Below are 21,372 nucleotides of genomic sequence, written 5' to 3'. Positions count from 1 at the left end.
CGGGAGGCACGGCACCCACGCCGTGCCGCCCGGCCCGCACAGCGCAATGACCTGCACACTTCGATACTCGACGGAGCTACTCCATGGGGAATTTCCTCAACCTGCTCTTACGCCGCCTGGCCGCGCTGCCGGTGATGGTCCTTGGCATCTCCGCCATGGTCTTCATCATCATGAAGCTGGCCCCGGGCGATGAAGCCACCTCCGCGCTGGGCGAGGGCGCCTCCGAGGCCGCCAAAGAGGCCTACCGCGAGGAACGCGGCCTGAACGACGCGCTGGTGGTCCAGTACATCAGCTTCATCGGCCGGCTCATCCGCCTGGACTTCGGCCTGACCACCCCGCCGGCCCAATCGGTCTCCCAGATGATCGCCGGCGCGTTCCCGCTGACCTTGCAGCTGACCTTCCTGGGCGTGGTCATCGCCGTGGTCATCTCGCTGGCCTTCGGCCTGCTCGGTGCGCTGTACCGCGATGGCTGGCCGGACCAGCTGGTCCGCATCTTCTCCATCGCGGCGATCGCCACCCCGTCCTTCTGGCTGGGCATCCTGCTCATCCAGTGGTTCGCCCTGGGTTCCAGCCCGCTGTTCCCCTCCGGGGGAGCGGCCCCCGAAGGATCGGGCCCGGGCACCTGGCTGCTGCATATGGCGCTGCCGGCCCTGGCCCTGGCCATCCCGGTCTCCGCCTCGCTCACCCGCGTGGTGCGCACCTCGATGGTCGAGGAACTGGACCGCGACTACGTGCGCACCGCCATCGGCAACGGCGTGCCGCGCGGCGAAGTGATCTCCAAGAACGTGCTGCGCAACGCCCTGGTCACCCCGGTGACCGTGCTCGGGCTGCGCATCGGCTACCTGCTGGGCGGTGCGGTGGTCATCGAGATGATCTTCTCCCTGCCCGGCATGGGACAGCTGATCATGAACGGCATTACCAACAAGGACACCAACCTGGTCCAGGGCGTCACGCTGACCATCGCGATCACCTTCGTGCTCGTGAACATCATCGTCGACTTGCTCTACCTGCTGATCAACCCACGAATTAGGACGGTGTAGGGATGAGCATCATGGCCCCACGCAACAACCTCGTGAACCGCCTTTCCGAGTCCGGCGCCCGCTTCAAGGCGCTGCCGGCAGGCTCCAAAATCGCCTTGGCCTTCCTGCTGGCCATTGCCGCGGTGGCCCTCTTCGCCCCGCTGATCGCCCCGCACGACCCGCTGGCCACCGGAATCCCGGCGCAGAAGCCGAGCGCCGAGCACTTCTTCGGCACCGACCGGCTGGGCCGCGACATCTACTCGCGCCTGCTCTTCGGCGCCCAAGCCTCGCTGCTGGTCGGCCTGGGGTCGGTGGCGCTGGCACTGGTCATGGGCGGGCTGCTCGGTGCGTTGGCCGCCACCAGCGCCAAATGGGCCAATGAGACGATCATGCGCATCATGGACATGGTGATGGCCTTCCCGGGCATCGCCCTGGCCGCCGCGCTGCTGGCTTCGCTGGGCAACACCTTGCCGGTGATCATCTTGTCCATCGCGATCATCTACACCCCGCAGATCGCCCGGGTGGTCCGTGCCAACGTGCTGGCCCAATGGGGCGAGGACTATGTGCGCGCCGAACGCGTCATCGGCGCCGGGCGCTTCTACATCCTGGGCACCCACGTGCTGCGCAACTGCGCGGCCCCGGTGATGGTCTTCGCCACCGTGATGGTGGCCGACGCCATCATCCTCGAAGCATCCCTTTCCTTCCTCGGTGCAGGCATCCAGGATCCGGCCCCGAGCTGGGGCAACGTGATCTCCTACGGCCGCACCCTGGTGCTCAACGGCGCGTGGTGGGCGACCACCTTCGCCGGCCTGGTGATCCTGCTGACCGTGCTGGCGCTGAACATGCTGGCCGAAGGCATGACCGATGCGCTGGTGAACACCAAGGGCTCGGCCAGGAAGCAGGCGAAGAAGAACGGCGAACCTGCGCTGGCCAAGGCCAAGGCGGCCGCGGACCCGCAGGCCGCCGAGCGGCTGCGCGGGGAACTGGACCTGCTGGCAGCGGCCGAGGCCCAGCGCACCGACCGCCTGGTGCTCGATACCTCCCAGGGCGCGCCGCGCACTATCCTGGAGGTCAAGAACCTGTCCATCCGCTTCCCGGAGCGCTACGGGGACACCCCGATCGTGCAGGATGTCTCCTTCGCGGTACGCGAGGGCGAAACCATGGCGCTGGTGGGCGAATCCGGCTGCGGCAAGTCCATCACCTCGCTGGCCATCATGGGGCTGCTGCCGGGCAGCGCCCAGCTCTCCGGTTCCATCACCTTCGAGGGCAGGGAACTGCTGCCGGCCACCTCCGATGGCGGCACCCGGGCCGGGGACGACAAGGTCTACAAGGGCCTGCGCGGCCAGCAGATCGCGATGGTCTACCAGGACGCGCTGTCCAGCCTGAACCCCTCGATGCTCATCGGCGACCAGTTGCGCCAGCTCACCCGCCGCGGCGGACGCAAGACCCCCGAGGAATTGCTCGCCCTGGTCAAGCTGGACGCCAAGCGCACCCTGCGCTCCTACCCGCATGAGCTCTCCGGCGGCCAGCGCCAGCGCGTGCTGATCGCCATGGCCCTCTCGCGCAGCCCCAAGCTGGTGGTCTGCGACGAGCCGACCACCGCGCTGGATGTCACCGTGCAGAAGCAGGTGGTCGACCTGCTCAACGAGCTGCGCGAGCAGCTGGGCTTCGCGATGGTCTTCGTCTCCCACGACCTGGCACTGGTGGCCTCGCTGGCCCACCGGGTCACCGTGATGTACGCCGGCCAGGTGGTGGAGTCCGGTCCGATCAGCGAGGTGCTCTCGGACCCGCATCACGAATACACCCAGGGCCTGCTCGGCGCGGTGCTCTCCATCGAGTCGAAGGCCGAACGCCTGCACCAGATCCCGGGCACCGTCCCCAGCCCGTACGATTTCGCCGCCGGCGACCGCTTCGCCGAGCGTTCGCAGCGTGCCGGCGCCGACCCGGACCAGCACCTGTCCTTCGTCCCGGTGGACGCCGGCAGCGAGCACCGCTGGGCCAGCCACCAGGGCAATGGCAGTCACCTTCAAGGAGCCAGCAAATGAGCAACGCGATCATCGAGCTGCAGGATATCCACGTGCACCACAGGATCCGCGGCGGCAAGCTGTTCTCCCCGCGCCTGATCAAGGCCGTCAACGGGGTGGACTTCGCGGTGCGCCGCGGGCAGACCGTGGGCATCGTGGGTGAATCCGGTTGCGGCAAGTCCACCCTGGCCTCGGTGCTGGTGGGACTGCAGGAACCCACCAGCGGGCAGGTGCTGTTCAACGGCAAGCCGGTGGGCAAGCGCAACGCCGCAGGCCGCAAGGAGTTCGGGCGCAGCGTGGGCGTGGTCTTCCAGGACCCGGCCACCGCGCTGAATCCGCGCATGTCGATCATGGACACGCTCACCGACCCGCTGCGCGTGCATGGCATCGGCAGCGATGCTTCGCGCAAGGCCAAGGCGCTGGAACTGCTTGAGGTGGTGGGCCTGCCGGCTTCGGCGGCCTCGGCCCTGCCCAGCCAGGTCTCCGGCGGCCAGCGCCAGCGCGTGGCCATCGCCAGGGCGCTGGCCCTGGAACCTGCGGTGATCGTGGCCGATGAGCCCACCAGCGCGCTGGATGTCTCGGTGCGGGCGCAGGTGCTGAACCTGCTCACCGACCTGAAATCCGAGCTGAACCTGGGCATGGTGTTCATCTCCCACGATATCCAGACCGTGCGCTATGTTTCGGACACCATCTGCGTGATGAACTCCGGGCAAATCGTCGAGCGCGGCGATGCCGCACAGGTATTCGACGCGCCCACCAATGACTACACCCGCACCCTGTTGGGTGCTGCCCCGGCACTGCTGGAGCACTAACCATTCGTCGCAATTGCGGCACCTAGAGAAAGACCGAATCCCCGTGGCTTACACGAACAACCCGAAGTACTCCGGCGTCATCCCGCCGGTCATCACCCCGCGCACCGCCGATGGCGCCATTGACGCCGCCGGCCTGGATGCCGTGGTGGAACACCTGATCGACGGGGGAGTGGCCGGCCTGTTCGTGCTCGGTTCCTCCGGCGAGGTGCCCTACCTGGCCAATGCCGAACGCGACGCGGTACTCACCCGGATCGTGGTCGCAAACGCTGGCCGCGTGCCGGTGCTGGTCGGTGCCAGCGAGCAGACCACCGCCCGCGTCATCGACGAGGGCCAGCGCCTGATCGCCCTGGGCGCCGACGCGCTGGTGGTCACCACCCCGTTCTATGCCATCTCCAACGGCCCGGAGATCGAAGCGCACTTCACCGCCATCCACGACGCCCTGCAGGTCGACATCTTCGCCTACGACGTGCCGGTGCGCACCCACCACAAGCTGCCGCTGGATGTGGCCATCCGGCTGGCGCAGTCCGGCGCCATCGTGGGCGTGAAGGACTCCTCGGGCGACGACGTGTCCTTCCGCCAGCTGCTGCTGGCCACCAAGGACATCGAGGGCTTCTCGGTGTTCACCGGCCATGAGGTCGTCGTCGACGGGGCACTGCTGGGCGGAGCCCACGGCGTGGTCCCGGGCCTGGGCAACGTGGACCCAGCGGGCTACCGCCGCCTGTTCGACCTGGCCGTGGCCGGCGACTGGACCGGCGCCGCGGCCGAGCAGGACCGCCTGGCCCGCGTCTTCGACATCGTCTACACCCCGGATGCTTCCCGGGTGTCGCCAGGGGCTGCAGGCCTGGGCGCCTTCAAGACCGCCCTGGTGGAACTGGGCATCATCGCCAATAACGCCATGAGCGCCCCGATGGCGTCGCTGGATGCCTCCGAGGCCGCCGCGATCCGCGGGATCCTGGCCGAAACCGGCCTGTTGCCGGTGGCCGCCAAGTAGGCCCTGGCCCAGTGCAAGAACAACTAGCAGGCGCCGGCGAGGTGCTCGCCCTGGATCTGGGCGGCACCAAGATCGCCGGCGCCGTAGTGCGCCGCGATGGCACCATCACCGCGCGCAGCCAAGCACCCACACCGGCCCGCGAAGGCGCCGCCGCGATCATCGCGGCCATGGCCGGCGTGGTGCAGCAGCTGCGCGGTGCATGCTCGGCGCTGCCGGCCGGGTTGGGTATCGGCGCCGCCGGGGTCATCGACCCGGAAACCGCGAAGGTGGTATCGGCCACCGATACCTTGGCGGGCTGGGCCGGCACCGACATGGCGGCCGAACTGGGACGGCTCACCGGACTGGGAGTCCGCGCGGTCAATGACGTGCACGCCCACGGTTTGGGCGAGGCCCGCTTCGGCGCAGGCCGGGGAACCGGCCAGATGATGCTGTTGGCCATCGGCACCGGAATCGGCGGAGCCTACCTGCACGGCGGCCAGCTGGTCACCGGCTTCCACCACGTGGCCGGGCATATGGGGCACATCGATTCGGCTTACGCCACCGGGCTGGAATGCTCCTGCGGACGCACCGGGCATGTGGAGGCGATCGCCGCCGGGCCGGCGATCCACCGGCACTACCAGCGATTGGCCGGCAACCCGAAGGTGCGCGACACCCAGGCGGTCACCGCGCTGGCCGAAGCCGGCGACGCCTTGGCCTATCGGGCAGTGCATACCGGAGGCCTGGCCGCAGGCGCCGCCGCCGGATCGCTGGCCAACGTGCTGGACCCGCAGAAAATCGTAATTGCCGGCGGGATGGCCGGGGCGGGGAAGATCTGGTGGGAGGGTCTGCGCGAGGGCTTCGCCGCCAGCGCCATCGATCTGGTGCGGGGCACCGCGCTGGAACCTGCCCGTTTGGGAACCGATGCCGCCCTGATCGGGGCGGCCAGCCTATTCTGGCCACAAGACTAAGAGGAGAAAGACATGTTGCTTTCGGCAGCAGCACTGCAAGCCCTGCGCGGACGGCTGATCGTTTCGGCGCAAGCCTATCCGGGGGAGCCGATGCGCCACCCGCAGACCATGGCGCAGGTGGCTGCCTCGGCGGTGATCGGAGGCGCCGGCGCGGTGCGCGTGCAGGGCATCGCGGATATCCAATTCACCCGTTCGGCCGTCGAGGTGCCGGTCATCGGGCTGTTCAAGGACGGCCATGAGGGCGTGTTCATCACCCCCACCATCCACCACGCCTTGGCGGTGGCCAACGCCGGGGCGCACATCGTGGCCCTGGACGGCACCCGCCGCGAACGGCCCGACGGCAAGAGCCTGGCGCAAACCATTAGCGCGGTCCACGAACGGTCTGCCGCCTTGGTAATGGCCGACTGCGGGTCGCTGGACGACGCGCTGGCTGCCGCGCAGGCCGGGGCCGATCTGATCGGCACCACGCTGGCCGGCTACACCGGGGAACGGGACAAGACCGAGGGGCCGGACCTTGAGCTGCTGGAACAGATCGCAGCAGCGGGCCTGGAGCCGCCATTGATTGCCGAGGGCCGGATCCACACCCCGGCGCAGGCCAAAGCCGCGCTGGATGCCGGCGCGTTCGCCGTGGTGGTGGGCACCGCGATCACCCATCCGGCGAGCATTACCGGATGGTTCGACGCCGCCCTGCGAGGCTAGGCGTTTTCTTCGTGGCTGGCAACTGGCCTACGATTAAGCGCAGAACCTAATTCCTGCAGAATCGGAGAATCACCCCGTGGACGTCTTTATCAAGGGCCCTTCCAAGCGCGATGTTGCCGGCATGAAAGCGGCCTTCGGCGAGGTGGAAGCCGGGGACGTGATCTCGGTGCTCTACAAGACCGCCCGCTTCGGCAACTTCCTGATCACCGGTGCCGCGCACGCCACGGTGCTCGACGACGTCATGGTTGGCGGGCTGAACGCGGCCGCTGCCAAGAAGAAAGCCAAAGACGCCGACGGCGGCGAAACCATGGCCCGCCAGCCTGATAAGGACGTGCGCGCATTCCCCGCAGTCTTCGAAGGCGAATTCGCCCCGGAAGACGTCGAAGTTTCCGAGCTGTCTCACGGCGATTTGGTTGCCGCATCCTTCAGCCAGGAACCCTACGGTGATTTCGTGATTACCGGCGTGGTCACCGAGGCCGAAAATGATCGCGGCTACCTGATGGTCGGTCCGTGGATCCTGCAAACCGCCGACGGGGCGCCGCCGCGGTTGCTGTCGGTTCAGCGCGTGGCGGCCAACGGCACGCACGTGGCCCCGGTGCCTACGCGCCGCGGCCTGGTCGAGGTAGACGGACTGTAGCCAGCAAAGAGTTCGACAGGCCCCGGTGGATGAAATTATTTTTCATTCACCGGGGCCTTCTTTCTACTTCCGGAAAGGAGGCGGGTTCTCACGGTCGTTGCAACACCTTGATCAAACAGGAGTTGCAACGACCGTCAGAACCCGCCTTGTACGACTTGGTCCGGCATTTATCACTCCACGCGTGCACGACTAGGAGAAGGGCAGCACTATCGATGGTGTTTCAGGTCGTATCTGTGGCTCCCATGGTAATGGGGTCAATTTGCCTTGGCGGCGGTATGCCGTCTCAAGCGGGATTCTTATAGACCCAGGCACCGCTAGAACTTACTATGGTAGATAACATCTTCCGGAAGATATAACCGACACAGGTGGGTTGAGATATGAGTACATCTCCCCACCTGCCAAATGTGAAAGTGTACCTTGCGATCAAAACCCATAATTCTGGTGCTCGCGTTTGCCGGATTGTTGCTGTTGTTGGATCTAGCGATGCTGTCTTATCGCGCCATACAGGCTGCCACCCTACAGGAGGCAAACTCACTATATACGAACAGAGCTATCGAGTTGAGCGGTGATCCATCGACAGCAATCGATTACGCTCGGGGCGATGGGTTGGATGTAACCATTTTCCAACCGCTCGCTGACGATGATCATATTCGTGCCGTATTTTCGACAACGGACGTGTCTGGATCTTTACCACTGCACGATATCCGTTGGAATGTATCCGATAGTCGTCCGGGGGCATTAGTAGGGGCCAACCTCCAAGCTGTGGGCGCCGAGATCGTAATACTGGGAAAAGAATATGAAGTTGCTGGTTTATTAGGGGCACGGGACAAGAGCCTGTTAGCCGACGAAATCGTTATTTACGATCCACAGTTGTTTGAGGAGCCAGGTGAGCGTCGATTCGTCGTTGACGGACCAAACGCCAATCGGATTACTGAACGTTTCGAGAATACGCGTGCGATTGAATCAGGTCTCTCCAGACGAACTAATATTGATTTCATTTCTCCCATCATGAATATGCTTACTGTGGTTTTGCTAATCACTGGGACAGGTATTTTAGGGTATCTAACGCATACCTGGGGTGCAGCGCGTGATTCGGTAGATCGGTTGTGGGGACGCACCCGCGCATTTTTGTTGTCACGACATATTCTCTCGTACACGACAGTCTGGATCGTGGCGGCAATAGTACCGACGCTAATTCTATTTAGTGCGGGTCGAGCTAGCTTATTGTTTCAAGATTTTCTCTACTCGCATGTGCTTCTGACATCTATGTTCATTCTCTCTTTCACGACGTCGTTTGTGGTTAGGAACGGAGGAATGAAATGAACGAGTTCATTTTTGATCTACGTCGAAACTGGCTTGCTATTGCAACAAAAGCTGTTATCGTAGTGCTGTTTTTAACGGGTTTATACAGCACTATCAGTTTCTCAGCGTCAACGCAGAACGCGATTATCAAAAGCTTTAGTGATGGAAACAATCAAGATCTCTACCGTGTGACAGATACTTTTATCGATGCCAATGAGTTCACAGAAGTTCGTCAAAGCCCAGAAAAACTAGATCAAATTGGAGATTTTTACGAGAAACTCAATGAGAGCAAGCTCGTGAACTTATTGTCGTCTTTTAATCAACCTATACCGATTGCTGATTTTAAAGGCAGTGAGTCTTTCGATGCTTGGGCTGGGGGAGACTATGTTAATGGCGGCGTTTACGTCGATCAGCTGACAGGGCGCGAGACACTGGAGGTTCGGTCAATGCAGATGAGTAAGGAAGCGTTTGAATTTTCGCATTTGACGGTCGACGAGGGGCAACTTCCTGATTGGGAGAATATTGACTACAGTTCTGGCCAGATCCCAGTGTTGCTTGGTGCGGACTACAGGGGTATTTACAGTGTCAATGACACACTTGACGGCATGTTCTACATGGAACCGTTCTCACTCAAAGTTGTTGGATTCCTTGAGCCGCACTCTTCGATGTTCTACCAAGACGATATAGACCACTTCCTTGATGACACCATTGTCATCCCGTATCCAAAAACACTACGTGGGATAGCGAAGACGAATCTAGATTTTGGTGGGATATTGTCGTTCGCAATGATCAACAGCGATTTTACTGCCTCGAAAGACATGTCCGGTAACGATATCCTCAAGCATCTTGACCAGATCGGGCGGGAAACTGGATTCACGAACTATGCACTTATAGGTGTGCCTCAATATTTAACTAAATATTCCCTGATGCGAACAATGCTATTTGATAATGTATGGCTAGTCGCCTTCCTTCAAGTTGCTTTAGGAATAGTTGGCGGACTCGTGTTGTGCGCGCTGAGTGCATTCAATTTCCGTCGTCGGCGTACTGTCCTCAATTTACGGTGGATAATTGGAACTTCTTGTTTGGAGTTGCAGAAGTGGATGGGGATGATTGTGCTCATCGAATGGGCCGCAATCGGACTGTTGTTCCTCACTGTTTATCAAGTTTTACCCAATGAGGGTTCATCAGCCGTCGGCTGGATTATTCTAATTTTTGCCGTTGCTGCTTGTGTTGATATTGCTGCTGCTACCAGGTCGACCAAACTGTACTTTCAAAGAAAGATTGCATAGAGACATGACAAGAATCGAACTTCGAGGCCTATCCAAAGGGTTTCGTGAGGCTAACGGCACACCCCATACACTGTTCCAGAACACGAACTTTGAAGCAGATGAGAACGATGCTTCAATTGCCGTCCTCGGACGCAGTGGTTCGGGAAAAAGTACCTTACTTAAAATTTTGGCCGGTCTTGATACTCATTATATGGGGGAATTTTGCTTTAACGAAGAAATTCTCCAGCATAAGGAATCGAGGATGGCGGCCTTTCGCAAGGCGAATGTCGGCGTAATTACGCAACGCTATGATCTGCTACCTGAGCGGACCGCCTTGCAAAATGTCATGTTGGGACTAGGCGGGAATAAGAACGCCTTCCGCGACCCGGCAGCAGACGCACTCGGTCATGTAGGTCTTAGTAAGTACGAAAATCATAGAGTCGGCAGACTCTCAGGTGGCGAAGCTCAGCGTGTGGCGATTGCCCGCGCAATCGTTAAATCTCCAGCAATTCTAATTGCGGATGAGCCAACCGGGGCGCTCGACGAGCAGACGGAAAATGAAGTGTTGGATCTATTCGACATTCTTCGCGCTCGTGGAAGTTTGCTCGTTATTGCAACCCATAGTGAACGAGTAGCTCAACGTTGCGCCAGGCAGGTAGTTATCACAGGTAAGAAAGTAGTTGAAGTCTAGTGTCGATTCTAATCGATAATCCTAGGCTAAAGAGATATTCTGATTAATAAATTCCTAAAACATCACGGCATTATTCCGATGCATAACACTAGATTGGTTTATTTGAGATTTCCGTATCTGATTTCTCGCGGTCGAGTCTCTTCTCTGGGCTTATTTTTTGTCAGAGAATTTATCTTCTTGCATCGAAACAAATGCTTTCAGTTCATATTGTGTTATTTTCAAGCTAATTGACGGCTGGAATATTCATATATAACCAGAAATGCAACACTTATGTATCAATCTGAATGCTGCAACGGTGGCGAATGCCTTGCAGGACTTGTCGCTTTGATGATCGCTGGAGCCCTATAGGCACCCCACGGCCCTCGCACAGCCCTACGAAGACCAGGTATGTTGGTTAGCCCTTCGCATTGGACCTAGGCGCGCAGCACCTGGCCGATGATCTCGACGCCCTGGTTGAAGGCTCCAGGGTTCGGGCCGGCAAAGTTCAACCGCAGAAAGCGTCCGGTCGGTTCCGCGGGGAACCAGCTGTCTCCGGCCGAGATGGCCACGCCGCGCATTTCGCAGTCGCGGACCAGCTGCACCAGATTAGTGGCATCCGGCAACCTTGCCCAGAGGTTCAGCCCGCCCAGCGGGACCTGCTCGACATGTGCTTCGGGCAGATGCTGCGCCAGGGCGTCGAGCACCAGATCCCTGCGCGTTGCCAGCTGCTGGCGCACCGAGCGCAAGTGGGTGCGCCACCCGGGCTGGGTGACCACGTCAAGCGCGACGGATTGCAGCGCACCACTGACATACATGGATTGGGCCTGGTTATCGGCCAAGATCCGTTCCCGTGCTGGCCCTCTGGCAATGACGCCGGCAACACGGACCGCCGGGGACACGCTTTTGGTCAGGGAGCGCAGATACACCACATGGCCGCTGTCATCTCTGGCGGCCATCGGTGAAGACTCGGCATTGATCCCCAAATCCTTCGCCCAGTCATCTTCCACCAGGAAAGCGCCACGATTCTTCAGGATTTCCAGCACCCGCTGGGAAACTTCGGGCGACCACTGGGCCCCGGAAGGGTTGGCAAAATTCGGGTGGGCGTAGAAGGCGCGGGCCCCGGTTTGCTCGAAAGCGCGATCCAACTGCCCGGTGTCCGGGCCGTGGGGACCGGCGGGAACGGGGACGAGCTGCACGCCGACTTGCGCGGCCGCGAGGATAGCACCCCAGTAGGTGGGCGATTCGATGAGCATCGGCTTGCCGGCCCCAACCAGTGAGCGGAAGATCGAGCCCAGCCCGCTTTGGCTGCCGGGCAGGACGACGACGTCGCTGGCCGCCGGCGCGCTCAGCCCAGGGGCGGTGATGGCGCCGAGCTCGGATGCGAACCAGCTCTGCAGATCAGGCAGCCCCGCGGCCGGGGTGCGCTGGAGCACCGCATCGCTGCGCGCGACCCGCGAGAAGGCGCTGCGCACCAGTCGTTCTGGCAGCAAGTCTCGATCCGGATAGCCCGACTGCAGGGATATGACGTCATTGGGCGTAGCGCGCTGGGCGGAGGCGAGTTCAGGCAGGGGCCGTTGCACAACGCCCAAGGCCGCGGTTTGCCAGGCATGGTCGTGCGCCCGGGCCACCGGGTGGCTGCGAACGAAGGTGCCGATACCCGGACGCGATTCAATGATGCCCTGGCCGGTGAGGATCCGCAGCGCTTTCTGCACGGTGACCGGGCTGACTTCATGATTCGCCACCAGAGTACGGGTGGAGGGCAGCTGGCTCCCGGCGGGGGCTGTCGCAATCCATTCGCGCAGTACCGCAACCAGGCGCTCACTGCTACTGTTAAACATGAAACTAGATAGTACCGCTACTCTCATTTCGCGGCAACCGCTATCCTCGGGCGTTACCGGGCTGATCTGGGGATTGCTGGGCGTGCTCGCCTTCTCCTTCACCGTGCCCTTCACCCGCATCGCCGTGGAAAGCGGCCATTTGCAACCGCTGTTCGTCGGCGCGGGGCGATCCGTTATCGCCGCAATGCTGGCTGTTGCCGTGCTCTGGAGCACCGGCCAGAAACTTCCGACACGGTCGCAATGGTGGCGGCTGCTGGTCGTCGCCGGGGGAGTTATCGCAGGTTTCCCCCTGCTGACATCCTTTGCGATGACCACGGCTCCGGCCAGCCATGGCGCGGTAGTGATCGCCATCCTGCCTGCAGTGACGGCCGCAGCCGCTGTGCTGCGAACCAGGGAACGCCCCAGTGCCAGATTCTGGATCGCGGCTGGTTCTGGGGCATTGGCAGCCTTGGCGTTTGCCGCTTTGCAAGGAGGCGGGCTGGGCAGCTTGCACGGGGCCGACTGGTTGCTCTTCGGGGCGGTGCTCGCTTGCGCTATCGGCTATGCCGAAGGCGGCCTGCTCTCGCGGGAGCTTGGTTCATGGCAAACGATCTCATGGGCGCTGGTCCTGGCCTCACCGGTAATGATCACCCTCACGACCGTCTCGGCGCTCCAGCATCCGCCCACGGCAACATTCAGCGAGTGGGCGGCATTCGCCTATCTTGGCGTCGTGAGCATGTTCCTCGGCTTCATTGCGTGGTATCGCGGATTGGCCATCGGCCCGATGGCGCAAGTGAGCCAGGTGCAGCTGGCGCAGCCGGTGATGACGATCTGCTGGGCCGGGATGCTGCTGCACGAACAAATCGGTTGGCCCACCGTGGTTGGCGGCTGCGCGGTCATCGCCTGTGCCCTGCTGGCCGTAAGATCGAGGAACCAGCACATGAGACAGGATGGCGCATCATGAAATCATCAACGAAAACTGGCGCAGTGCCAGTCACCGCTTTGACCGGGCTCAGCGCCTTCCCGCTGACCCCAATGAATGATGACCAACTCGATGAACCTGCATTCATCGGATTGGTGCAGCGACTGGTTGCGGCCGGGGTGGATTCAATTACCGTCCTGGGCTCGACCGGTTCGTACATGTACCTGGACCGCGCGGAGCGCGAACGCGTCATCGGGTTGGCGGTGCAGCATGCAACGGGGATCCCGGTGCTGGCTGGAGTCGGCGCCATGCGCACGGCCCACGTCCTGGCGCATATTGACGAGGCCAAGGCCGCCGGTGCGGCCGGCGTTCTGCTCGCCCCGGTGGGCTACCAGCGGCTGGACGATGATGAAGTCTTCGCACTGTTCAGGGCGGCGACCGAACGCAGCGACTTGCCGGTCGTTGTCTATGACAACCCTGGGACAACGCATTTCACCTTCAGCAACGGGCTTTATGCGCGCATCGCGCAGTTGCCGGGGATCATTTCCATCAAGATTCCGGGGGTTCCGGCCGATCCGGTGGATGCGCTGGCGCATGTCGCGGCGATTCGGGCGGTGCTTCCCGATCACGTAGGCATCGGGGTATCGGGCGATGCGTTCGGGGCAGCCGGACTCATCGCAGGATGCGACGCGTGGTTTACCGCGGTGGGCGGAACGATCCCGGCCCCGATGCTTGGAATTACGCGTGCGGTGCAGGCCGGAGACCATCAGAAGGCGCTAGCGGTTTCCGAGGATCTGCGGCCGTTGTGGGACCTGATGGCGCAATGCGGCGGCAGCTTGCGCGTCAGTGCCGCCATTGCCGAGCACCTGGGCCTGGTAGCACCCAATTGCCTGCCCTTGCCGGTCCAGGGACTTAACCGGGAGCAGCGGGCAAGGGTGGCGCTGGTGCTCGATGGACTGGGGCAGGCAAGTCTCTAGCTGGGTGGCCAGCGGCCCTGTTCGGCCAGTGCGAGGCTTCGATTTCGATTCATGATCGTGAAGCCGGCAGATTCGAAACTGGCCAAGATGCCGGAAAATAGGCCCTCTCTGCCCTTGTAGGTGATTCCGGTATCGGTGGGGCGGGCATGCTCGACCGCGGCAGCAGGCAACTGCCCTGAAATGATCCGCCCGCGGAATGCGGGGCGGATCACGAGACAAATCAGCACCCAGGCGGATTCCGCCCCGCGGTTCCATTCTTCATCCTTGAAGTACTGGCATTGGCACCACTAGGGATCGCACTGCTGGCCGGATTCCAAGTTCCATGGAGTCTTCTTCGCGGGCTGGTTCCGGGCGCGCGGTGGGCGTACCCTGTGGCTAACCAGCGAACTTGGCCATCTTTGCCTGGCCATCTAGGAGCGAAAGGGTGCCTACCACCATGCCGCGAATCATCCGTTTTGACCATATCGGCGTCACCGTTGCAGACCTTGAGCTGGTGACTGGCTTCTTCATCGGCTTGGGCTTGAGTGTCGAGGGCAGGGTCGACGGGATGGAAGGGGAGTTCCTGGAAACCGTGTGCGGGGTCAAGGGCTCGCGCACGAATGTCGTCATGCTCAAGTCCGCGGATTCGGAGGTCGGCATCGAGCTGGCCAGCTTCGAGAAGCCTGCCCATGAACCGGGCAACCCGCACGCCATGGCCAACGAACTGGGACTGCGCTCGATCGCCTTCGAGGTAGATGACCTCCAGGGGATGGTCGCCGGCCTTGAAACCCGGGGCTATGGACTGATCGGCGGCGTCGGGGAATACGAAGGCGCCTGGAAAATGGCTTATGTGCGGGGCCCCGAAGGGCTGACGGTAGCCCTGGCCCAGCGGCTGGGAAACTAGGCGAAGCAGTCGTTAACCAGCAGGTGCCCGGGCCCGGGGGAAATCCCCCTGGTCCGGGCACCTGCTCGTTGGCTCTAGCGCTTGGCCTTCTGCAAGGACTTCTCGCTGATTGGCGCATTGTCGCTGGCGCGCAGCTTGCGGAAGTACTCCATGGCCTCATCCTGGCGCTCGGCTTCGCCGCCCGAGGAGATATCGGCACGCAGGTGGTCCTGGGTGTAGCCGAAGGCTTCCACCAAGTCCTGGGCATGCGGGCGCAGGCGGGCAAGCAGGCGGTTGATGTAGCCGGACAGGGTGCGGGCACGCTGCATCGAGAGCAGGCCGTTGGCCAGGTACCAGCCCAGGTCATCCTCGATCAGGGTTAGCGCGAAGACATCGCGCAACCAGGTCAGCACCTCCTTGGTGGTCGGATCCCCGGTCTTCTCCAATGCCGCGGTGAATGCTTCCCAGCGCAGCAGCTGGCCGTGGTCGCGTGCCGCGGAGATCAGCAGGTCCTGGTTCTCGTTGAATGCGGCGGCAGCCTTGGCCTTGTTCTTCCCGGCACCGCGCAGGGCGTTGGCCACCTCGGCGACCTTGGCGTTGATGCGGTCGGTGAACAGAGCGCGCTGGTTCTCCGGGTCCTTGAAGAAATTGGCGCTCTTGCGCTCATCGGAGATATCCGCGAACGCCTGGCCGACGCTGCGCAGGCCCGAGCGGTGCAGGGCAGTGGTGCCCACCTGCTTGGCCACGTACAGGGCCATGGCCCCGGTATCGAGCTTGCGGAATTCGGCGGCATAGTCGGTGAGCAGGCGCTTGCCCACCAGCTGCAGCAGCACATTGTTGTCTCCCTCGAAGGTCACGTAGACATCGAGGTCTGCATAGAGCTGGGTGAAGCGGTTCTTGGCGATGAACCCGGCTCCGCCGCAGGCTTCGCGGCATTCCTGCAGGGTGTCCAGCGCGTCCCAGGTGCTCAGCGGCTTGAGCGCCGCGGCGAGGGTTTCCAGATCCTGGCGGTCCGTGTCGCTGTCCTCGCGCCCGGAGAAGACCGCGTCGAACTTCTCCAGCAGCCCATCGTGGGCGAAGGAGGCAGCGTAGGTGCGGGCCAGGCGGGTGATCAACCGGCGCTGGTGGCGCTGGTAGTCCAGCAAGGTGGTTTCCTCGGTGTCCGAGGTGGAGTTGAACTGGCGGCGCTGGTTGCCGTAGGTGATCGCGATCTGCAGGGCGATCTTCGAGGCGTTGGTGGCGGCGCCATCAAGCGATACGCGGCCCTGGACCAGGGTGCCGAGCATGGTGAAGAAGCGGCGTCCCGGGGAGGGAATCGGCGAGGAATAGGTGCCGGTTTCATCCACGTTGCCGTAGCGGTTGAGCAGGTTGGTGCGCGGCACGCGGACGTTGGTGAAGTGCAGACGGCCGTTATCGATGCCGTTCAGCCCGCCCTTCAGCCCGTCATCTTCGCCTCCGATGCCTTCAAGGAAGTTGCCTGCTTCATCGCGGATCGGCACGTAGAAGCAGTGCACGCCGTGGTTCACGCCCTTGGTGATCAGCTGCGCGAAGACGGTGGCGGCCTTGCCGTGCAGGGCGGCGTTGCCCAGGAATTCCTTCCAGGCGGCCTTGAACGGAGTATGGATGACGAACTCATCGGTGGCTTCGTCGTAGGTAGCGGTGGTGGCAACTGCGGCCACATCGGAGCCGTGGCCGATTTCGGTCATGGCGAAGGCGCCGGGGGTGTCCAGGTTCATCGCCCCGGGCAGCCATGCCTTGTGGTGCTCTTCGGTGCCCAGGTGCAGGATCGCCCCGGCAAACAGGCCCCACTGCACGCCGGCCTTGATCTGCAGCGACGGGTCCGCGGCGACCAGTTCCTCGAAGGCGGCGATGGATCCGCCGTGGTCGTTCTTGCCGCCGAATTCGGTGGGGAAGGCGCGCTGGACGGCTTCCTGCTGCACCAGGATGCCCAGCTGGCCCAGAACGCGTTCGCGGTGCTCATCCATGCCCAGCAGCGGGTCGCGCTGCAGCTGCGGGTCCGCGGCGCGGGCGCGAGAGGCCTTGCGGATTTCGGCATAGGGGCCGAAGAGCTGTTCGGACAGGGCGTTGACGTTGATGCGGTTCTCGCTCATGACGTGTCTTTCTATTCGGTGGTGAGTCGGGTTGGGAGTGCACCTGGGTGCTTCAGTTGGTTTTCGGGGTCCGGGTGGAGGCGATGCCATAGGCCAGCCAATTGGTCAGTTCCGCGGCCAGCGACGGCAATGCCGGCTTGTTGGCGGAATCCGGTTGGCGCAGCCACTGTTCGCCGGCCGCGCGGACCATGCCCAGCGCCGCGCGCGGCCACAACTCCAGGGTCGCGGAAGTGGCGCGCTGGTCATAGAGCTTGAGCAGGCGTTCGCTCATCAAGCTGGATGCCTCTTCGAAGAAGGTGCTCAGGGCGCCAGCGGATTCATCGTCGGCGCAGCGCGGGGCCGATGTCACGAAGAAGTACAGGTTCGGGCTGTTGGCTGCCAGCTCCAGGTAGGAGGAAACCATGGCGTGCAGGGCGCTGATTTCGTCTTCCTTGGCCAGGCCTGCGGCGATGACGCGTTCGCGGAAGTCGTTGATGACCATGGCGCTCAGTGCCTGGCGCAGGCCCTCCTTGTCGCCGAAGTACCGGTAGTACACCGGTTTGGAAGTTTTCGCGTGATTGGCGATGTCTTCCATGGAGACCTGCGGGCCGAGCTTGTGCACGGCCTTGCGCGCCAGCTTGAGCAGTTCTTCGTGGCGCGCGGTGCGATGCGCTTGCCAGCGAGCTGCCCGGCCGTCGGTCTCGCGGTCGATTTCCCCAGTGATCTTGTTCACGTAACTCACAGTATCATGTACTCTTGGTTGCAGTAATACTTGTCACACCAGAATATTTGTAGGAGTTCAACGAACATGAGCCAGCCCTCTGTGCGCAATGCCGTGATCATCGGTGGCAACCGCATTCCCTTCGCCCGTTCCAATACCGCCTACGTCAATGCGTCCAACCAGGACATGTTCACTGCAGCACTCGAGGGCCTGGTCGCCCGCTTCGGCCTGCAGGGACAGCGCATCGGCGCCGTCGCCGGCGGCGCGGTGCTCAAGCATTCCAAGAACTTCAACCTGATCCGCGAATCGGTGCTCGGCTCCTCGCTGGATCACGCCACCCCGGCCTATGACGTGCAGATGGCTTGCGCCACCGGCATGGAAGCCATCGGCTCGCTGGCCAACAAGATCAAGCTGGGCCAGCTCGATTCCGCCATCGGCGGCGGCGTGGACACCACCTCCGACGCGCCGATCGCCGTCTCGGATGCGCTGCGCGGCATCCTGATGGAGCTTTCCCGCGCCCGCAGCACCAAGGCCAAGCTCGCCGCGCTGGTCAAGCTGCGCCCAGGCCATCTGGCCCCCGCAGCCCCCGGCACCGGCGAACCGCGCACCGGCCTGTCCATGGGCGACCACCAGGCAATCACCACCAAGAAGTGGGGCATCACCCGCGAGGCCCAGGATGAACTGGCCCTGGCCAGCCACCAGAACTTGGCGGCCGCCTACGACCGCGGCTTCTTCAATGACCTGGTCACCCCGTTCAACGGCCTGTCCAAGGACAACAACCTGCGCGCCGATTCCACCATGGAAAAGCTGGGCAAGCTCAAGCCCGCCTTCGGCAGGAACCTGGGCGATGCGGCGACCATGACCGCCGGAAACTCCACCCCGCTGACCGACGGCGCCTCGGCCGTGCTGCTGGGCAGCGAAGAGTACGCGCAAGCCAACGACCTGCCGATGCTGGCCAATTTCGTGGACTTCGAAGCGGCAGCAGTGGACTTCGTGCACGGTGCCGAGGGCCTGCTGATGGCTCCGGCCTACGCCACCGCCCGGATGCTGGAGCGCAACAACCTCACCTTGCAGGACTTCGATTTCTACGAGATCCACGAGGCCTTCGCAGGCACCGTGCTCTCGACGCTCAAGGCGTGGGAGGACGAGGAATTCTGCCGCGAGAAGCTGGGGCTGGATGCCCCGCTGGGCGCCATCGACCGGTCGAAGCTGAACGTGAACGGCTCCTCGCTGGCCGCAGGGCACCCCTTCGCCGCCACCGGCGGGCGCATCATCGCCAGTACCGCGAAAATGCTGCATGAAAAGGGCTCGGGTCGCGCGCTGATTTCGGTCTGCGCCGCAGGTGGCCAGGGCGTCGTCGCAATTCTGGAGGCTCGCAGCTAATGGCGGACAAGTACATGGAACTGGTTAATTCCGGGATCACCAAGAAGCTGGCCACCCTGCTGGGCTTGCCGCGTCCTCCGCGCTTGCGCCGCTACAGCCCCGATGCGCCACTGCTGCCCGGCCCGGTGCTGGTGCTCGGTGCCTCGTCCAAGGCCCAGGACCTGAGCGACACCCTGGTCGCCTGGGGGCTGGATGTGCGCCGGCACGACGCCGGCGATGCCAAGCTCGGCGGCCTGGTGCTGCTGCTCGATGAACTCGAGCACCCCACCGAGCTGTCGCCGCTGATGCTGGCGGCCGGCCAGGCGTTGCGCAAGCTGCTGCCAGGTGGCCGCGTGGTGGCCTTCTCCCGTCCCGCCAGCGATGACGATGCGCCGGAGCTTTCCGCCGTGTGCCAGGGCATCGACGGCATCGTGCGCTCGATGGGCCGCGAAATGCGCGGTGGAGCCACCGCCAACGGCATCGTGCTTGCCGAAGGCACCAGCGTTGCCAGCCCTAGTGCGCTGGCCGCGCTGCGCTTCTTCTTCTCCGGGCGCAGCGCCTACGTGGACGGCCAGTTCCTTTCCGTGCGCACCAATGATGGCGTGCTGCCTGCCGACTTCGCCAAGCCGCTGGCCGGCAAGGTCGCGGTGGTGACCGGTGCCGCTCGCGGCATCGGCGCGGCCATCGCCAAGACGCTGTCCCGCGACGGCGCGCAGGTGGTTGTGGTGGATATGCCTGCTGCCGGCGAATCGCTAGCCAAGGTCGCCAACTCCATCGGCGCCACCGCCTTGCAGCTGGATGTCACCGCCCAGGATGCCGCCCAGCAGATCATGGACCATGCGATCGGCCGCCATGGCTCGCTGGATCTGGTGATCTACAATGCCGGCATCACCCGGGACAAGCTGCTGGCCAATATGGATGCCGGCCGCTGGGACTCGGTGATTGCCGTGAACATCGCTTCGCAGCTGCGCATGAATGAAGCCTTCCTGGCAGCCAAGCTGCCCGGTTTGCGCATCGTTTCGCTGGCTTCCACCTCCGGCATTGCCGGCAACCGCGGCCAGACCAACTATGCAGCCTCCAAGGGCGGGGTGATCGGCATGGTGCACGCCAGCGCCAAGCTGTTTGCAGAAAATGGCGGCTCCATCGCCGCTGTGGCTCCCGGGTTCATCGAGACCGAGATGACCGCGAAGATCCCGCTGGGTACCCGCACCGTTGCCCGCATGGTTCTCCCTTCGCTGATGCAAGGCGGTCTGCCGGTAGACGTTGCCGAGGCGATTAGCTTCCTCGGGTCCGATGCCGCAGCCGGGTTGAACGGCCAGGTGCTGCGGGTCTGTGGCCAATCGCTGGTAGGTGCCTAGATGGGTGCGCAGATCGTCACCTCGATTCCCTCGATGGCCTCGGTCTATGCCAAGGCCGTGAAGACCCTGAAGCGGAAGCCGAAGAACCCGGTGCTGCCCGAAACCGTCCTGGTCTTCCAGGGCGCCAAGGCCGATCCGGTGAAACTCGCCGAGTTCCGCCAGGCCGTAGGCGCGCCGATGAACGGCGTGCTGCCCAGCCTCTACCTGCACTCGCTGGCTTTCCCGCTGGCTATGTTCTTGATGGTGCAAGATGATTTCCCCATGCCGCTGCTGGGCATGATCCACCTGTCCAACCAGGTCGACGTGGACCAGCCGCTGGGGGAGCACGAAGCATTCGATATCGAGGTGCACAGCGAGAACCTTTCGGCCCATCCCCATGGGGCCACCTCCGACTTGGTGATGCGCCTCGTCGTGGACGGGCAGGACCGGGTGCTGCTGCGCAGCACGTTCTTGGCCAAAGGCGTGCGGCTCGAGGGCCGTGCACCGGAGAAGAGCGCGCATCCGGCCTTTGCTGCACCGCAGCGTACCGCGAGCTGGAAACTGGATCAGGGAACGGGACGTCGTTGGGCCGCAGTAGCCGGCGACTACAACCCGATTCACCTGTCCGCGCTCAGCGCCAAGGCGTTGGGCATGCCAGCGGCTATTGCCCATGGCATCTACCTGGCAGCCCGGGCATTGGCGGGGATCGAACCAGCTAACGGAACGTACCGCTGGAGCATCGAGTTCAAGTCCCCGGTAGTGCTTCCGGCATCGGTTGACCTGGCCTTCCAGCCGCAAGCCGATGGGTACAAGGTCCACGCGTGGAATGCACGCAAGTCCAAGCCCCACTTCGAGCTGGATCTGGTGCGCAGCTAGGCTCCACCGCTAGTGCCTTGGCCTTCAATGGAATTGCCT

The 21,372-nt window shown here is 63.0% G+C and carries 20 protein-coding genes; 16 read left to right on the top strand and 4 right to left on the bottom strand.

Annotated elements, in window-relative coordinates; all coding sequences use genetic code 11:
• Positions 1 to 83 precede the first annotated feature (83 nt).
• The 10 genes from ACIOTN_RS05195 to ACIOTN_RS05150 all read left to right on the top strand — a co-directional run bounded on the left by ACIOTN_RS05195 (position 84) and on the right by ACIOTN_RS05150 (position 10,390).
• Positions 84 to 1,040, top strand: coding sequence for an ABC transporter permease (locus ACIOTN_RS05195; protein ID WP_332488901.1), 957 nt, complete (start codon positions 84 to 86; stop codon positions 1,038 to 1,040).
• A 2-nt stretch (positions 1,041 to 1,042) separates the two neighbouring features.
• Positions 1,043 to 3,064 carry a dipeptide/oligopeptide/nickel ABC transporter permease/ATP-binding protein gene (locus ACIOTN_RS05190; protein WP_402734855.1) on the top strand — a complete coding sequence of 674 codons (2,022 nt, stop codon included), beginning with the start codon at positions 1,043 to 1,045 and terminating at the stop codon, positions 3,062 to 3,064.
• Entirely contained in the window at positions 3,061 to 3,855 is a 795-nt protein-coding gene (locus ACIOTN_RS05185) for an ABC transporter ATP-binding protein (RefSeq protein ID WP_133833395.1), read from the top strand. Before ACIOTN_RS05190 ends, ACIOTN_RS05185 begins: the two co-directional genes overlap by 4 nt.
• Positions 3,856 to 3,898: 43 nt before the next feature.
• Positions 3,899 to 4,846 carry a dihydrodipicolinate synthase family protein gene (locus ACIOTN_RS05180; protein WP_402734854.1) on the top strand — a complete coding sequence of 316 codons (948 nt, stop codon included), beginning with the start codon at positions 3,899 to 3,901 and terminating at the stop codon, positions 4,844 to 4,846.
• A gap of 11 nt (positions 4,847 to 4,857) precedes the next feature.
• Entirely contained in the window at positions 4,858 to 5,793 is a 936-nt protein-coding gene (locus ACIOTN_RS05175; protein ID WP_286134230.1) for an ROK family protein, read from the top strand.
• 12 nt (positions 5,794 to 5,805) lie between these two features.
• Positions 5,806 to 6,492 carry an N-acetylmannosamine-6-phosphate 2-epimerase gene (locus ACIOTN_RS05170; RefSeq protein WP_105657812.1) on the top strand — a complete coding sequence of 229 codons (687 nt, stop codon included), beginning with the start codon at positions 5,806 to 5,808 and terminating at the stop codon, positions 6,490 to 6,492.
• Positions 6,493 to 6,568: 76 nt separating this feature from the next.
• Entirely contained in the window at positions 6,569 to 7,129 is a 561-nt protein-coding gene (locus ACIOTN_RS05165) for a hypothetical protein (protein WP_105661251.1), read from the top strand.
• A 417-nt stretch (positions 7,130 to 7,546) separates the two neighbouring features.
• The gene (locus ACIOTN_RS05160) at positions 7,547 to 8,452 is read left to right on the top strand and encodes a hypothetical protein (protein WP_402734853.1); all 906 of its coding nucleotides are present in this window, start codon (positions 7,547 to 7,549) and stop codon (positions 8,450 to 8,452) included.
• A complete protein-coding gene (locus ACIOTN_RS05155) occupies positions 8,449 to 9,720 on the top strand; it encodes a hypothetical protein (RefSeq protein ID WP_402734852.1) in 1,272 nt (423 codons plus the stop codon). The genes ACIOTN_RS05160 and ACIOTN_RS05155 overlap by 4 nt, the downstream gene beginning before the upstream one ends.
• Before the next feature lie 4 nt (positions 9,721 to 9,724).
• The gene (locus tag ACIOTN_RS05150) at positions 9,725 to 10,390 is read left to right on the top strand and encodes an ABC transporter ATP-binding protein (RefSeq protein WP_402734851.1); all 666 of its coding nucleotides are present in this window, start codon (positions 9,725 to 9,727) and stop codon (positions 10,388 to 10,390) included.
• A gap of 413 nt (positions 10,391 to 10,803) precedes the next feature.
• On the opposite strand, the gene ACIOTN_RS05145 is transcribed toward ACIOTN_RS05150, so the two are convergent.
• Positions 10,804 to 12,207, bottom strand: a complete 1,404-nt coding sequence (locus ACIOTN_RS05145) for a PLP-dependent aminotransferase family protein (protein WP_402734850.1) — start codon at positions 12,205 to 12,207, stop codon at positions 10,804 to 10,806.
• On the opposite strand from ACIOTN_RS05145, the gene ACIOTN_RS05140 reads away from it, so the two are divergent.
• Both ACIOTN_RS05140 and ACIOTN_RS05135 read left to right on the top strand, forming a co-directional pair.
• Positions 12,206 to 13,150: a DMT family transporter gene (locus ACIOTN_RS05140; protein WP_105661256.1), complete on the top strand. Its 945-nt coding sequence runs from the start codon at positions 12,206 to 12,208 to the stop codon at positions 13,148 to 13,150. The two genes, ACIOTN_RS05145 and ACIOTN_RS05140, sit on opposite strands and share 2 nt — an antisense overlap.
• Positions 13,147 to 14,085: a dihydrodipicolinate synthase family protein gene (locus ACIOTN_RS05135; protein ID WP_402734849.1), complete on the top strand. Its 939-nt coding sequence runs from the start codon at positions 13,147 to 13,149 to the stop codon at positions 14,083 to 14,085. The genes ACIOTN_RS05140 and ACIOTN_RS05135 overlap by 4 nt, the downstream gene beginning before the upstream one ends.
• Here the strand turns inward: ACIOTN_RS05135 and ACIOTN_RS05130 are convergent.
• Positions 14,082 to 14,297, bottom strand: coding sequence for a hypothetical protein (locus ACIOTN_RS05130; protein ID WP_105661258.1), 216 nt, complete (start codon positions 14,295 to 14,297; stop codon positions 14,082 to 14,084). The genes ACIOTN_RS05135 and ACIOTN_RS05130 overlap by 4 nt on opposite strands.
• A gap of 212 nt (positions 14,298 to 14,509) precedes the next feature.
• On the opposite strand from ACIOTN_RS05130, the gene ACIOTN_RS05125 reads away from it, so the two are divergent.
• Positions 14,510 to 14,968: a VOC family protein gene (locus ACIOTN_RS05125; RefSeq protein WP_332504360.1), complete on the top strand. Its 459-nt coding sequence runs from the start codon at positions 14,510 to 14,512 to the stop codon at positions 14,966 to 14,968.
• A gap of 74 nt (positions 14,969 to 15,042) precedes the next feature.
• On the opposite strand, the gene ACIOTN_RS05120 is transcribed toward ACIOTN_RS05125, so the two are convergent.
• Positions 15,043 to 17,058 (bottom strand): acyl-CoA dehydrogenase, encoded by a 2,016-nt coding sequence (locus tag ACIOTN_RS05120; protein WP_133833390.1) that lies wholly within the window; start codon positions 17,056 to 17,058, stop codon positions 15,043 to 15,045.
• A 52-nt stretch (positions 17,059 to 17,110) separates the two neighbouring features.
• Positions 17,111 to 17,770 carry a TetR/AcrR family transcriptional regulator gene (locus tag ACIOTN_RS05115; RefSeq protein ID WP_105661260.1) on the bottom strand — a complete coding sequence of 220 codons (660 nt, stop codon included), beginning with the start codon at positions 17,768 to 17,770 and terminating at the stop codon, positions 17,111 to 17,113.
• Positions 17,771 to 17,845: 75 nt separating this feature from the next.
• Between ACIOTN_RS05115 and ACIOTN_RS05110 the strand changes: the two genes are divergently transcribed.
• From ACIOTN_RS05110 to ACIOTN_RS05100, 3 genes are read left to right on the top strand one after another with little or no spacing between them, the layout of a single operon-like run.
• The gene (locus ACIOTN_RS05110; protein WP_133833389.1) at positions 17,846 to 19,141 is read left to right on the top strand and encodes an acetyl-CoA C-acetyltransferase; all 1,296 of its coding nucleotides are present in this window, start codon (positions 17,846 to 17,848) and stop codon (positions 19,139 to 19,141) included.
• Entirely contained in the window at positions 19,141 to 20,478 is a 1,338-nt protein-coding gene (locus tag ACIOTN_RS05105) for a 3-oxoacyl-ACP reductase (RefSeq protein ID WP_402734848.1), read from the top strand. Before ACIOTN_RS05110 ends, ACIOTN_RS05105 begins: the two co-directional genes overlap by 1 nt.
• Positions 20,479 to 21,333 carry a MaoC family dehydratase gene (locus ACIOTN_RS05100; RefSeq protein ID WP_402734847.1) on the top strand — a complete coding sequence of 285 codons (855 nt, stop codon included), beginning with the start codon at positions 20,479 to 20,481 and terminating at the stop codon, positions 21,331 to 21,333.
• Positions 21,334 to 21,372 lie beyond the last annotated feature (39 nt).

Origin of the sequence: Glutamicibacter sp. NPDC087661 (assembly GCF_044743275.1) — a bacterium.
Classification (GTDB): Bacteria; Actinomycetota; Actinomycetes; order Actinomycetales; family Micrococcaceae; genus Glutamicibacter.
Note: the sequence above shows the minus strand (reverse complement) of the source record. Positions and strands in the feature narration are given on the sequence as shown.

Excerpts from the sequence above, each read along its gene's own strand:
- ACIOTN_RS05155 (WP_402734852.1), top strand. The coding sequence starts at position 8,449 with ATGAACGAGTTCATTTTTGATCTACGTCGAAACTGGCTTGCTATTGCA.
- ACIOTN_RS05135 (WP_402734849.1), top strand. The coding sequence starts at position 13,147 with ATGAAATCATCAACGAAAACTGGCGCAGTGCCAGTCACCGCTTTGACC.
- ACIOTN_RS05150 (WP_402734851.1), top strand. The coding sequence starts at position 9,725 with ATGACAAGAATCGAACTTCGAGGCCTATCCAAAGGGTTTCGTGAGGCT.
- ACIOTN_RS05170 (WP_105657812.1), top strand. The coding sequence starts at position 5,806 with ATGTTGCTTTCGGCAGCAGCACTGCAAGCCCTGCGCGGACGGCTGATC.
- ACIOTN_RS05185 (WP_133833395.1), top strand. The coding sequence starts at position 3,061 with ATGAGCAACGCGATCATCGAGCTGCAGGATATCCACGTGCACCACAGG.
- ACIOTN_RS05100 (WP_402734847.1), top strand. The coding sequence starts at position 20,479 with ATGGGTGCGCAGATCGTCACCTCGATTCCCTCGATGGCCTCGGTCTAT.
- ACIOTN_RS05110 (WP_133833389.1), top strand. The coding sequence starts at position 17,846 with ATGAGCCAGCCCTCTGTGCGCAATGCCGTGATCATCGGTGGCAACCGC.
- ACIOTN_RS05195 (WP_332488901.1), top strand. The coding sequence starts at position 84 with ATGGGGAATTTCCTCAACCTGCTCTTACGCCGCCTGGCCGCGCTGCCG.
- ACIOTN_RS05190 (WP_402734855.1), top strand. The coding sequence starts at position 1,043 with ATGAGCATCATGGCCCCACGCAACAACCTCGTGAACCGCCTTTCCGAG.
- ACIOTN_RS05145 (WP_402734850.1), bottom strand. The coding sequence starts at position 12,207 with ATGTTTAACAGTAGCAGTGAGCGCCTGGTTGCGGTACTGCGCGAATGG.
- ACIOTN_RS05105 (WP_402734848.1), top strand. The coding sequence starts at position 19,141 with ATGGCGGACAAGTACATGGAACTGGTTAATTCCGGGATCACCAAGAAG.
- ACIOTN_RS05120 (WP_133833390.1), bottom strand. The coding sequence starts at position 17,058 with ATGAGCGAGAACCGCATCAACGTCAACGCCCTGTCCGAACAGCTCTTC.
- ACIOTN_RS05140 (WP_105661256.1), top strand. The coding sequence starts at position 12,206 with ATGAAACTAGATAGTACCGCTACTCTCATTTCGCGGCAACCGCTATCC.